The organism is Paracoccus hibiscisoli, assembly GCF_005048265.1.
In the GTDB taxonomy this organism is placed as follows: Bacteria; Pseudomonadota; Alphaproteobacteria; order Rhodobacterales; family Rhodobacteraceae; genus Paracoccus; species Paracoccus hibiscisoli.
Window position 1 is genome coordinate 1 of sequence record NZ_SUNH01000048.1, and the last position, 12,789, is coordinate 12,789.

11 protein-coding genes, 2 tRNA genes and 2 pseudogenes are annotated in these 12,789 nt (G+C 65.2%); 6 read left to right on the forward strand and 9 right to left on the reverse strand.

Features of this window, described 5'->3' with window-relative positions:
• Positions 1-322 precede the first annotated feature (322 nt).
• The 4 genes from FA740_RS18345 to FA740_RS18360 form a co-directional block, all read right to left on the reverse strand.
• Positions 323-2,584 carry an adenosylcobalamin-dependent ribonucleoside-diphosphate reductase gene (locus FA740_RS18345; protein WP_136858262.1) on the reverse strand — a complete coding sequence of 754 codons (2,262 nt, stop codon included), beginning with the start codon at positions 2,582-2,584 and terminating at the stop codon, positions 323-325.
• A gap of 95 nt (positions 2,585-2,679) precedes the next feature.
• The gene (gene olsA / locus FA740_RS18350; protein ID WP_136858263.1) at positions 2,680-3,513 is read right to left on the reverse strand and encodes a lyso-ornithine lipid O-acyltransferase; all 834 of its coding nucleotides are present in this window, start codon (positions 3,511-3,513) and stop codon (positions 2,680-2,682) included.
• Positions 3,510-4,295, reverse strand: coding sequence for an L-ornithine N(alpha)-acyltransferase (gene olsB / locus FA740_RS18355; protein WP_477624043.1), 786 nt, complete (start codon positions 4,293-4,295; stop codon positions 3,510-3,512). Before olsB ends, olsA begins: the two co-directional genes overlap by 4 nt.
• Positions 4,296-4,431: 136 nt before the next feature.
• On the reverse strand, positions 4,432-4,611 hold the full coding sequence (locus tag FA740_RS18360; protein WP_136858264.1) for a DUF3553 domain-containing protein: 180 nt from the start codon (positions 4,609-4,611) through the stop codon (positions 4,432-4,434).
• Positions 4,612-4,653: 42 nt separating this feature from the next.
• Here FA740_RS18360 and FA740_RS18365 point away from each other — a divergent pair, with 42 nt between their 5' ends.
• Positions 4,654-5,277, forward strand: a complete 624-nt coding sequence (locus FA740_RS18365; RefSeq protein ID WP_136858265.1) for a histidine phosphotransferase family protein — start codon at positions 4,654-4,656, stop codon at positions 5,275-5,277.
• On the opposite strand, the gene FA740_RS18370 is transcribed toward FA740_RS18365, so the two are convergent.
• The 5 genes from FA740_RS18370 to FA740_RS18390 form a co-directional block, all read right to left on the reverse strand.
• Complete coding sequence (locus FA740_RS18370; protein ID WP_136858266.1) at positions 5,274-6,539, reverse strand: glutamate-5-semialdehyde dehydrogenase; 1,266 nt, start codon at positions 6,537-6,539, stop codon at positions 5,274-5,276. The genes FA740_RS18365 and FA740_RS18370 overlap by 4 nt on opposite strands.
• A gap of 76 nt (positions 6,540-6,615) precedes the next feature.
• Positions 6,616-6,692 (reverse strand) — tRNA-Asp (locus FA740_RS18375).
• Between the two features lie 28 nt (positions 6,693-6,720).
• A tRNA-Asp gene (locus tag FA740_RS18380) sits at positions 6,721-6,797 on the reverse strand.
• Positions 6,798-7,001: 204 nt separating this feature from the next.
• A complete protein-coding gene (locus tag FA740_RS18385) occupies positions 7,002-7,586 on the reverse strand; it encodes a PRC-barrel domain-containing protein (protein WP_169306373.1) in 585 nt (194 codons plus the stop codon).
• A gap of 85 nt (positions 7,587-7,671) precedes the next feature.
• Positions 7,672-8,808, reverse strand: coding sequence for an anhydro-N-acetylmuramic acid kinase (locus FA740_RS18390; RefSeq protein ID WP_136858268.1), 1,137 nt, complete (start codon positions 8,806-8,808; stop codon positions 7,672-7,674).
• Between the two features lie 57 nt (positions 8,809-8,865).
• Between FA740_RS18390 and tyrS the strand changes: the two genes are divergently transcribed.
• The 5 genes and pseudogenes from tyrS to FA740_RS18410 all read left to right on the forward strand — a co-directional run.
• Positions 8,866-10,104, forward strand: a complete 1,239-nt coding sequence (tyrS, locus tag FA740_RS18395; RefSeq protein ID WP_136858269.1) for a tyrosine--tRNA ligase — start codon at positions 8,866-8,868, stop codon at positions 10,102-10,104.
• Between the two features lie 114 nt (positions 10,105-10,218).
• The gene (locus tag FA740_RS19820) at positions 10,219-10,377 is read left to right on the forward strand and encodes a hypothetical protein (RefSeq protein WP_169306374.1); all 159 of its coding nucleotides are present in this window, start codon (positions 10,219-10,221) and stop codon (positions 10,375-10,377) included.
• Between the two features lie 331 nt (positions 10,378-10,708).
• A protein-coding gene (locus tag FA740_RS18400; protein WP_420873158.1) for an IS5 family transposase occupies positions 10,709-11,480 on the forward strand; the annotation gives its coding sequence in 2 pieces (ribosomal slippage) (positions 10,709-11,026 and positions 11,028-11,480; 771 coding nt in all).
• Between the two features lie 84 nt (positions 11,481-11,564).
• Positions 11,565-11,648: pseudogene (locus tag FA740_RS18405) on the forward strand (IS5/IS1182 family transposase); the annotation flags it as partial.
• Positions 11,649-11,961: 313 nt separating this feature from the next.
• Positions 11,962-12,789, forward strand: a pseudogene (locus FA740_RS18410) (IS3 family transposase); the annotation flags it as partial.

Below are 12,789 nucleotides of genomic sequence, written 5' to 3' on the forward strand. Positions count from 1 at the left end.
CCGTTCTGTCACCAGCTTCACAGCCTCAAACTTGAACTCCTTCGAGAACTTCCGTCTCACCATGTCCGATCTCCAGTCCCTTGGTCACGATCTTATCTTCGTGTCCACGAAACCGGCAGCAGCTCATTACGGCTAGACGCATTGTGCAGTCTTCGCCAAACTAGGCTCAGAAAAGACAAGAGGCCGCCCGACGGACCACCTCTTGATGTATCTGCAAAGTTTTCTGCCCGATGGTAAACTTATGCCTTGCGAAAGAACAAGCTATGGGCGGCAAAAGGACAACTTTTGGCTGTCAGAACAACAGATCAGTCCCGGTCCGCCATCAGCCGCATTTGGAGTGACCGCAGCTGGGGCAGGTCATGCAGCCCTCGACCATCCGCATCCCGTACTGCCCGCAGCTAGAGCAGGCGGGGCCGCGCGGGGCCTCGCCCACGGCCATCACCTCGGCCTGGGGGTCGGCCTTGAGGCCCAAGCCCTCGCCGGCAAGGAAGCCCGTCTCGACCAGGTGGCGCTCGATCACGCCGCCGATGGCCGCCAGGATCGAGGGCACATAGCGGCCCTGCATCCAGGCCCCGCCGCGCGGATCAAAGACGGCCTTCAACTCCTCGACCACGAAGGACACGTCGCCCCCGCGGCGGAACACGGCCGAGACCATGCGCGTCAGCGCGACCGTCCAGGCGTAATGCTCCATGTTCTTGGAGTTGATGAAGATCTCGAACGGGCGGCGGTGGTTGCCGTGGATGATGTCGTTGATCGTGATGTAGATCGCATGCTCCGACCCCGGCCATTTCAGCTTGTAGGTCGCGCCCTCAAGGGCCGCGGGACGGTCCAGCGGCTCGGTCAGGTAGACGACATCGGCGCCCTTGTCGGCCTCGGGGGCCTTTTCGGTCTTTTCGCTGACCGACAGGACCGATCCGGTCACATCGTTGGGGCGATAGGTCGTGCAGCCCTTGCAGCCCAGATCCCAGGCCGCCATGTACACGTCCTTGAAATCGTCGAAACCGATATCCTCGGGGCAGTTGATCGTCTTGGAGATCGAGCTGTCGACCCATTCCTGCGCTGCCGCCTGCATCGCCACGTGGTCCTTGGGGGCCAGGGTCTGGGCGTTCACGAAGTAATCGGGCAGTTCGGCGTCGCCCCTGAGGTCGCGCCACATCTGGACGGCGTAATCGACGACCTCCTCCTCGGTGCGCGAACCGTCCTTCTGCAGGACCTTGCGGGTATAGGCATAGGCAAAGACCGGCTCGATTCCCGAGGACACGTTACCCGCATAGAGGCTGATCGTGCCGGTCGGCGCGATCGAGGTCAGCAGCGCGTTGCGGATGCCATGCTTGGCGATGGCGTCGCGGACGTCCTTGTCCATCTTGGACATGAAGCCCGAAGCCAGGTATTTCTTGGCGTCGAACAGCGGGAAGGCGCCCTTCTCCTTGGCCAGATCGACCGAGGCCAGATAGGCGGCGCGCGCGATGGCCTTCATCCAGACGCGGGTCTGGGCGACCGCATCATCGGCGCCATAGCGCAGGCCCAGCATCAGCAGCGCGTCGGCCAGGCCGGTCACGCCCAGACCAATGCGGCGCTTGTTGCGGGCCTCCTCAGCCTGCGCGTCCAGCGGGAATTTCGACGCGTCGACCACGTTGTCCATCATGCGCACGGCGGTGCGGACCAGATCGTCCAGCGCCTCGGGGTCCAGCTGGGCCGCGTCGGTGAACGGGTTCGTCACCAGCCGCGCCAAGTTGATCGACCCCAGCAGGCAGGCGCCATAAGGCGGCAGGGGCTGCTCGCCACAGGGGTTCGTGGCGGCGATCGTCTCGACATAGTTGAGGTTGTTGGCCTTGTTGATCCGGTCGATGAAGATCACGCCCGGCTCGGCGAAATCATAGGTCGCCTTCATGATCTTGTTCCACAGGTCCAGCGCCTGGACGGTGCTGTAGACGCGGCCCTCGAACTTCAGATCCCACGGGCCGTCGGCGCGCACGGCATCCATGAAGTCGTCGGTGATCAGCACCGACAGGTTGAACATGCGCAGGCGTGCGCTGTCCTGTTTCGCGACGATGAACTGCTCCACATCCGGGTGGTCGCAGCGCATGGTGGCCATCATCGCGCCGCGACGCGAGCCTGCCGACATGATCGTGCGGCACATCGCGTCCCAGACATCCATGAAGGACAGCGGACCCGAGGCATCCGCCGCCACCCCTTTGACCACCGCGCCGCGGGGTCGGATCGTGCTGAAGTCATAGCCGATGCCGCCGCCCTGCTGCATGGTCAGCGCGGCTTCCTTCAGCATGTCGAAGATGCCGCCCATGCTGTCGGGGATGGTGCCCATGACAAAGCAGTTGAACAGCGTCACCGAACGACCGGTGCCGGCACCCGCCAGGATGCGGCCGGCGGGCAGATACTTGAAATCCTCAAGCGCGGAATAGAACTTTTCCTCCCACTTGGCGGGCTCCGCCTCGACGCGCGCCAGATCGCGCGCGACGCGACGCCAGCTGTCCTCGACCGAGGCGTCGACCGCCTGCCCTTCGGCGTCCTTCATCCGGTATTTCATGTCCCAGATCTGTTCAGCGATGGGGGCAGCAAAGCGCATTTCACACATTCCTTAGCGGCGATTTCGGATTTAAACACCAGATATAGACATATCTGGTGTGTGGCAAGGCCTTGACAGCACCTCGCAACGCGCTTTCAGACAGGCTCCGGCAGGGCGCGAAAGTCGGTCTCTATCGCAGAATAACAAGCGGCGGAAAGGGACTTGCGGTCTTTTCCTGCGACGGGAATCGGGGGGTGCAGCCGGACCGCCACATCACCGTGGCGCTTTGCCGCAAGAACGGTCAGCAGATGCGGCCACAGATCCATGTCCGCCCACCAGCCATAGAATCGCGGATCGGCCCCCGGCGGCGCGGTATAGACGGCGCTGACCGGCTGGATCGCAAGGCCCTCGGGCAGGTCGTCGGCCAGAAACCCCTGGAACAGCGTCGGCTTGAAGGGCAGCACCCGGCGACCATCGGTCGACGTCCCCTCGGGAAAGAACAGCAGCCGGTGGCCGGCGCGGATGCGCGCCGCGAATTGAGCGGCCTGGGCGCGCGCCAGGCGCGGATCGCGGGCGACGAAATGCGTGTCGGTCACGCGGGTCAGGATGTTGATGCCGGGCCAGGACGCGACCTCGGCCTTGCTGACGAAGAACACCGGCAGGGCAGCGTTCAGGGTCAGGATGTCCAGCCAGCTGGAATGGTTGGCCACGACCGCGCCGGGGCCGCGCATAGGCCTGCCCTCGCGCCGCCAGCGCAGCCCGATGCAGGCCAGCACCAGGCGGCAGGTGACCTGCACATGCGGGCCGGTCCAGGGGCGGCGGGGGCCGTGGAACAGCCGCTCGACCGCGCGCAGCGGCAGGATCAGAGCCACGCCCAACAGCAGGACCAGCACCGCGGGCACCCCGCGGCGGATCACCCGCAGCCAGTCGCGCAGGCCCTGCGGCCCAGGCAGCGGCAACGGCTCGGCTTCGCGCCAGGTCGGGCTCATGTCGGCTGCCAGCGGCTTTCGTAGAACTGCTTGTGCTTGGCCGACATGGCGGCCGTGTCCATCATCAGGAACACATCGGTGGTGTTGAAGGCGCGGTCGACAAAGGCCCCCTCGCCCACCACGCCGCCAAGCCGCAGATAGGCCTTGATCAGCGCGGGCATGCCCATCATCGCCTCGCGCCGGTCCAGGCGGTCAGGCGCGATCAGGTCCATCCGCTGAAAGCTGCCGTCGCGTGCGCGCGGGCGCAGACCTTCGGGGGCCAGATGATGATGGTGCAGCCAGGACAGCGACGGCGCCAGCATCGCGGCATCCGTGCCATGAAAGCTGGCGACCCCGAACAGGATCTCGATCCCATGGTCCAGCACGTAATCGGCCAGCGCGTTCCACATCAGGAACATCGCCGCACCCCCCCGGTGGTCGGCATCGACGCAGGACCGGCCCAGCTCCAGCAGCGGGCGGCCGCTGTCGCGCAGAGGCGCCAGGTCGTATTCGCCGTCGCAATAGAACCGCCCGAAATCGGCGGCAACGTCGCTGCGCAGCAGGCGATAGACGCCCACGACATGATCCAGCGCATCCGCGTCGCGGCGCGTGTCGATCAGGCAGAGGTGGTCGACGACCGGATCGAACTCGTCCCGTTCCAGCCGGGCGTCATGATCGACCAGCGGGCCGGTGCCGCCCAACTCCTCGACAAAGACGCGGTAGCGCAGGCGCTGCGCCGCCATCAGGTCACGCGGGCTGCGCGCCAGGCGGATCTGGAAGAAGGCGGGGTCTGCGCGGTTCACGGGTTCTCTCGTCCCAAGGGTGGGGCCTGTCTAGGCCAGGCCGGGGCCGCATTGCAACACGCGACACCCCGTCCTTCAAGTTCCCCTTGCATCACGCAACCAAGGGTTGCATCCTGACCCCTGCAATATCAGGAGTTTACATGTCGCCCATGCGCAGGATCTGCAACGCCACCCGGCGTCCGTCGATGACCTGCTTTCCGGCATCGGCGAAATTCACGGTGATGCGGTCGCCGATGCGCGACTGGACCTGCCCCTCGCCCCATTCGGGCGCGCCGGGGTGACGCACGATCATGCCGGGTTCCAGAATCTCGTTCACCGTGAAGGCTCCCTGCTTCTACAGTCTGGAAGGTAATCACACATGACGGTCGATACAACGCGGATCGCGGCCGGCGATCTGGCCGCCCTGCTGGGATCGCGGCTGTGCCACGATCTGGTCTCTCCGCTTGGTGCCATCGGCAACGGGGTCGAACTGCTGGAGATGTCGCCCGACTTTCCCGGTCTGTCCGAATCGCCCGAACTGCGCCTGATCGCCGAGGCTGTGGGCGCCGCCCGCGCCCGCATCCAGGCCTATCGCATGGCCTTTGGCATGGCGCAGGGCGACCAGCGCATCGGCCGGGCCGAGCTGCAGCGCCTTCTGGACGGGATGTCGGCGCAGGGCCGGATGCAGATCACCCTGGACGCCACCGGCGATTTCGCCCGCCCCGAGATCCGCATGCTGATCCTGGCCGTGATGTGCATCGAAAGCGCGATGCCCTGGGGCGGCAAGCTGATCGTGCTGCGCGACGCACCGCTGTGGCGGCTGGTCGCGGAATGCGACCGGGCCAAGGTCGATGCGGGCCTGTGGGCCTGGCTGGACGGCGACCAGTCGCGGACGCTGGCCCCGTCCGAGGTGCATTTCGCCCTGCTGGCCGAGGCCTCGCGCGCCGAGGACCGCCCCCTGCGCCATGAATTCGACGATACCGGGGGCGAGGTCGCGTTCTAGGCGCGCACCACCCCGTCGCCCGTCACCAGATACTTGAAGCTGGTCAGCTGTTCGGCCCCCACCGGCCCGCGGGCATGCATCTTGCCCGTGGCGATGCCGATTTCCGCGCCCATCCCGAATTCGCCGCCATCCGCGAACTGGGTCGAGACGTTGCGCATCAGGATCGCACTGTCCAGGCCCGCAAAGAAGCGCTCGGCCACGGCGTCATCCTCGGTCAGGATCGATTCGGTGTGCTGGCTGCCATGGCGGCGGATATGGGCGATCGCCTCGTCCACGCCATCGACCAGCTTGGCGGCAATGATCATGTCCAGGAACTCGCGCCCGAAATCATCGGGCTGGGCGGGCACCGTGCCCGGGATCTGCGCCAGCGCGCCTTCCGCGCGGACCTCGACCCCCGCCTCCAGCAGGTCGCGGATCAGCACGTCGCCATGGCGGGCAAAGAACGCCCGGTCGATCAGCAGGCATTCGGCCGATCCGCAGATGCCCGTCCGCCGCGTCTTGGCGTTCAGCACGACACGGCGCGCCTTGTCCAGATCGGCGGCGCCGTCGGCGTAGACGTGGCAGATCCCCTCCAGATGGGCGAAGACCGGCACGCGGGCCTGCTCCTGCACCAGTCCGACCAGACCCTTGCCGCCGCGCGGGATGATCACGTCGATCAGCCCCTGCGCGCCCAGCATGGCGCTGACCGCGGCGCGGTCGCGGGTGGGCACCATCTGGATCGCGGTCTCGGGCAGGCCTGCCGCGCGCAAACCAGCCACCATGCAGGCATGGATCGCCGCGCTGGAATGCAGGCTTTCCGATCCGCCGCGCAGGATCACCGCATTGCCCGATTTCAGCGCCAGCGCGCCCGCATCGGCGGTGACGTTGGGGCGGCTTTCATAGATCACCCCGATCACGCCGATGGGCGTGCGGACACGGCGGATATGCAGACCGGTGGGCCGGTCCCATTCCGCGATCACCTGCCCCACGGGGTCGTCCTGCCCGGCCACGTCGCGCAGGCTTTGCGCAATGGCGGTCAGGCGCGCCGGGTCCAGCCGCAGCCGGTCCAGCATGGCCTCCGACAGGCCTTTGTCGCGGGCATGGTCCAGGTCGCGGGCATTGGCAGTCAGGATCGCGGGGGTCTGGTCGATGACGGCGTCGGCTGCGGCCATCAGGGCACGCGTCTTGGCCTGGGGTGGGGTCTGGGCCAGCACCACGGCCGCCTGCCTCGCGGCGGTGCCAAGGGCTTCGATCAACTGCCGGGCCTGGACCATATTCGTCATCACATCCTCCGATACGCGAAATCGCGCCCGTCTTAGCGGGTCGCGGCGATCAGGGGAATGGGGAAAGGGAGGGAAATGGCGCGGTTGACGGGGCTCGAACCCGCGACCCCCGGCGTGACAGGCCGGTACTCTAACCAACTGAGCTACAACCGCGCATTTCCTTCGGGCGAATGATGAGTTGTGGCGCGGTTGACGGGGCTCGAACCCGCGACCCCCGGCGTGACAGGCCGGTACTCTAACCAACTGAGCTACAACCGCCCAACTCATCCCCCGGACGATCGCCCGCCGGGGTGAGGCGGGGTTTACGCAGACCACCACGCGCCGTCAAGGCCATCAGGAATGTTTTTGACGACAAACCGTCATTATTCTGAAATCCAATGATTTATTGGCCGAATGAACGACATGCGAAAGGGGCGCCACATGGGCGCCCCTCTGCTTCAACCTCGTGAGGGGTTGCCGAAATTAGTCGCGGACGGTGTCCATGTCGAACTCGGGCAGCGCTTCCAGCTCTTCCTGGCTGTAGTTGGTCGCCAGAACGGTGTCGTCGCCGAACTGCGCCATGTTCAGCACGTCACGGTCCAGCAGGACCGAATGCGTGCCCATGCCCAGGAAGCCACCGATATCGGCGATGTAGCCGATCACGTCACCCTCGGGCGACATCACGATGTCGGAGACGTTGGCGATCTCGTTCCACTCGGCCGGGACGGCGTCACCGGTCGCATCGGTCCACTGCGTGGTCGACGGCTGGTTGGTGGTATAGATCGCGCGGCCCTGCAGCCACGATGCGGTCAGGCCGGGGTTCTCGGGCGACAGCGCCACTTCCATGTCGCTCATGTCGGTGGTCGTCGTGGTCGCCATGCCGTCGGCAGGCACGGTCTCGGTCGTGGCCATGCCGTCAGCGGGCATGGTGTCGGTCGTCGCGGTACCTTCGGCGGGCATCGTCTCGGCGGGCATCGCGTCGGTTGCGGGCGGGGTCGCGGTGTCCTGCGCGTAAACCGGGGCAGCAAAAGCCAGGGCAGCAGCAGTCGTGATCATGAGGGTTTTCATTCTAAGTCTCCGCATCAATTCTTTGTTTCGACAGCGTCTTTCGCCATCATCACACCACCAACGCAGGTTATTGCAGGGACGTTCCCTAAACATTTGTGTAATTTGCCGCCCCCTGCGCGACAGCCCCGCGGGGGTGGCTGATGCGCCCCCCGCAGACGGGCGCGGGCACGCCCGTGGTGGACGGCCCCGATATCGGCAGGCCGCGCAGCACGCGGACCGCCAGCCAGCCAAAGGCCTGCGCTTCCAGCATGTCGCCATCCAGGCCGACAGATTCCACCGGCGCGACAAACATCGGCAAGACCTGCGCCAGCGCCGCCATGATCGCCGCATTGTGCCGCCCCCCGCCGCAGACCAGCACCCGTTCCGGCGCGGATGGCAGCCAGCGCATCCCGGCGGCCACCGCCCCGGCCAGCGCCGCGACCAGCGTGGCGGCGGCATCGGCATCGGACAGGCCGTCGACCCCCTGCGCCAGCTGCGGGAACTGATCGCGGTCCAGCGATTTCGGCGCGGGCCGCTGAAACCAGGGATCGTCCAGAAAGGCCGCCAAAACGTCCGGATCGGGCCGCCCGCTGGCGGCCAGCGCGCCACCCTCGTCCCGGGACAGGCGGCGGCGCTGACGCATCAGGTCGTTCAGCGGCGCATTGGCGGGACCGGTGTCGAAGGCCAGGCAGGCCCCCGGTGCATCGGGCGCCGCGGCGGTCGGATCGACCCAGCTGATATTGCCCACCCCGCCCAGGTTCAGGAAGGCCACCGGCGCGGGCGGCAGATGCCCCTGCCCCACGGCCCAATCGGCGCAGGCCCAGTGAAAGAAGGGCACCAGCGGCGCCCCCTCTCCGCCCTGCCGGACATCCTCCGAACGGAAATCCCAGACCACGGGGCGGTCCGTCGCCCGCGCCAGCGCCGCGCCAGAGCCCGCCTGATGCGTCCCCCGCCCCCGCGGATCATGCGCCAGGGTCTGACCGTGAAAGCCGATCAGATCGGCCTGGGGAAAGCCTGCGGCCAAGTCGGCATGCGCCGCCTCGACCAGCCGCGCCAGGCCCGGGATGGCGGGCGCGTCGGGCCACAGGCCAAGCCCGCCATGCAGCGCCCCGGCCTCGTTGTCGGAAAACGCGCGGAACGCCGAGGGCCCAAACGCCCCGATCCGCACCCCGTCCGTCTCGATCAGCGCGGCATCCACCCCGTCCAGCGAGGTGCCCGACATCATTCCCAAAGCCCGGATCATCGCTTTTCCTTCGCCATTCGGGGCTGTATATCGCGCGGACACAAAAGGATGAAGCCCATGACCCACCAGCCCAAATCCGACTTTCTGCGCATCATGTCCGAGCGCGGCTATCTGGCCGATTGCACGGATTATGCGGGACTGGATCAGGCGCTGCTGGCGGGGCCTGTGACGGCCTATATCGGCTATGACGCGACCGCGGCCAGCCTGCATGTGGGCCACCTGCTGAACATCATGATGCTGCGCTGGTTCCAGAAGACCGGCAACCGCCCCATCACGCTGATGGGCGGCGGCACGACCAAGGTCGGCGATCCGTCCTTTCGCAGCGACGAGCGTCCCTTGCTGGACGACGCCGCGATTCAGGGCAATATCGACGGCATGGGACAGGTCTTTGCCCGCTACCTGGATTACGGCCCGGGCGGGGCGACCATGCTGAACAATGCCGAATGGCTGGACGATCTGAACTATCTGACCTTCCTGCGCGACATCGGGCGGCATTTCAGCGTGAACCGCATGCTGTCCTTTGAATCGGTCAAATCCCGGCTGGACCGCGAACAGTCGCTGTCCTTCCTGGAATTCAACTACATGATCCTGCAGGCCTATGATTTTCTGGAGCTGAACCGCCGCCACGGCTGCGTGCTGCAGATGGGCGGGTCGGATCAGTGGGGCAACATCGTCAACGGCATCGACCTGACGCGCCGCGTGGATGACGCGCAGGTCTGGGGTCTGACCTCTCCGCTGCTGACGACCAGCGACGGGCGCAAGATGGGCAAGTCGGCGGGCGGGGCGACCTGGTTGAACGACCGCATGCTGAGCCCCTATGAGTTCTGGCAGTTCTGGCGCAATTCGACCGATGCCGATGTGGGCCGCTTCCTGAAGCTGTACACAGAGCTGCCGGTCGACGAATGCGACCGTCTGGGTGCGCTGCAGGGCGCCGAGATCAACGAGGCCAAGGTGCGCCTGGCCAATGAGGTCACGACCCTGCTGCACGGGGCCGAAGCCGCCGCCAGCGCCGAGGCCACCGCCCGCACCGTCTTTGCCGAGGGCGGATCGGGCGGCGATCTGGAGGTGGCGACCCTGCCCGACTATGCCGACGGGCTGACGATCGCGCAGGCGCTGGTGCAGTCAGGCATCGTCGCCAGCGGCAAGGAGGTCAAGCGCCTGATCGCCGAAGGCGGCCTGCGCGCCGACAACGCCCCGGTGACCGACCCCCAGGCCCCGGTGGATCGCGCCGCGCTGGAACGCGGCATCAAGATCTCGGTCGGGAAGAAAAAGCACCGGATGCTGCAGCTGGGCTGAGTTGCGCATCCTGCATGGCTGCCCTGCACCCGCCCTGACCTTGCGTCAGGGCGGTTTTAATTTGACCGGTCAGTCAATATTTACTGCCCGTGGGAGGAAACGACCCATCGGAGAATGACCATGTCAAACGACACCTCGAAACCGCTCAGCATCGCAGACCGCAAGCGCAGCCTTCAGGCGGATGCCGCGCTGGAACAGATGTACGGATACTACACCCGCGACGACGCCCCGCGCCCGGTCGTCAGCGAACTTGACGCGCAGCGGGCCGCCTGAGGCCGCCCCAACGCCACGGACCGGACGAAACAAGGGGCCGACCGGCCCCTTTTCCATACTCGTAATCCCGAACCTGCAATAGTGACGTGGCATGGGTCGATCGTGTCTGAAATGCCGTTTTATTGCGGCCGCTATCTCCCACACGCCAGAACGCAGCGCTGAACCAATGCGAATTTGAGATTGGACCGGTTCTTGAACAGCGGACCGCGGCAGACCACGGTGTGGCTTTCTGCCCTCAGCTCCGACCACCCCCTTGGCCTCACGCCCTAGGGTCAGGACCCATTGATCTTGCGCCGTTGTCATGATTCAGGCTCCGCAAGGAGACTGACCGATGAGCAATCTTTTCTGGCTGACAGACGCGCAGATGGCGCGGCTCCAGCTCTTCTTTCCCAAGAGACATGGCAAGCCGCGAGTCGATGACCGGCGTGTGCTGAGCGGCATAATCTTCGTCAACCGCAATGGCTTGCGGTGGCGTGACGCGCCAAGGGAGTATGGCCCGCCCAAGACCCTCTATAACCGCTGGAAGCGGTGGAGCGACAAGGGGGTCTTCGCCCGGATGATGGTTGGGCTGGCCGCCGAGGCCGCCGTTCCGAAGACGGTGATGATCGACGCGACGTATCTCAAGGCGCACCGCACGGCGACCAGCCTACGGTCGAAAAAGGGGGGGGGCAGGCGACCAGAGGGGCCGTCTGATCGGCCGCACGAAGGGTGGCATGAACACCAAGCTGCATGCCGTCGCCGATGCCGACGGGCGCCCGATCCGCTTCTTCATGACTGCAGGCCAGGTCAGTGATTACACTGGAGCCGCAGCTCTCCTCGGCAGCTTGCCAAAGGCAGAATGGCTGCTGGCTGATCGGGGCTATGATGCCGACTGGTTCAGGGAAGCGTTGAAAGACAAGGGGAGAAAGCCCTGCATCCCGGGCCGGATGTCGCTCGGCAAGCCAATCAAGCACGACAAGCGCCGCTACAAACGCCGCAACAGGATCGAGATCATGTTCGGCAGGCTCAAGGACTGGCGCCGGGTCGCAACACGCTACGACAGATGCCCGAAGGTCTTCCTCTCCGCCGTCGCCCTCGCAGCTACCGTCATGTTCTGGCTATGACGCCAGAACGAGTCCTGGCCATAGGTCGTGTTAACAAAAGGGATTAACATCGCGGTGCGGGCATGATTCAAGCTGGTATCTGCAATGGAGACCAGCTTGGCACGAGACCTGATGTCGGACGAGGCATGGGCGTTCTTTGAACGGTTTATCCTGGCGGTCCGAGCACCGAGAGCGCCTTGCCGTTTTCTGTGTTCGTGAGTTTGGCGATGTCGTCTCGGCTAATGCCGGATTTGTGCCGATCGTTCATACGAACAAGAAGACGCCCACCATCACCCGAGGGAAGCCCTTTCACTTTTAATTTCGGCATCTTAGAGGTAGTTCAGGAAATCTGAACAGCCGGGCTAAGTGGATTTTCGGCGTATGAGCCGGACCAGGAATTGATCCAGTGGATCAATTTCCCGGCGATTGGGCAGCATGATGAGCTGCTGCCGGTTTCGTGGACACGAAGATAAGATCGTGACCAAGGGACTGGAGATCGGACATGGTGAGACGGAAGTTCTCGAAGGAGTTCAAGTTTGAGGCTGTGAAGCTGGTGACAGAACGGGGCGTTACGGTGGCTCAGGCGGCCCGAGATCTGGATCTGGCCGAAAGCGTGCTGCGTCGGTGGATGCGGGAGGCCGCAGTAGCCCCGATCACAGCGTTCCCCGGCCATGGCCAGCAGCGTGCCGAACTGGCCGAGATCGCAGCTCTGAAGAAAGAGGTCGCCAAGCTCAAGGCGGAGCGTGACATCCTAAAAAAGGGTTGCCAGTGGTTGCGCCATTGGTCCGAGAAGCCACTGGCGAGGCATGCTTCGCGAGGGAAGCGACATGAGGTTCGCCTTCATCGCGAAGCACCGGCATATCTGGCCGGTCAGCCGGCTGTGCGAGGTTCTGGAGGTCTCACGTTCGGGTTTCCATGCATGGCTGAACCGCCCTCTCAGCGACCGCGCGATCCTCGATGCGAAGCTCGTCACGGCCATCGACACGAGTTTCAAGGCCAGCGACCGGACCTATGGCGCCCGCCGTGTCTGGCATGATGTCCTTGAAGAAGGTCTGATCTGCGGACTTCACCGGATCGAGCGATTGATGCGCCAGAATGCATTGAAAGCACGCCCAAAACGGCGCGGAAAGCCTGGGGACGATGGAGAACGATCGGTCATCGCCGACAACATCCTCGACCGGGATTTCGAAGCGGATCGCCCGAACCAGAAGTGGCTGGCCGACTTTACCTACATCTGGACCGCCCAGGGCTGGCTGTATGTGGCGCCTCGCCATGGTCACTCGGACCAGGGGCGTTCCCATGGCTCGATGCTGGACCTGTTCTCTCGCCG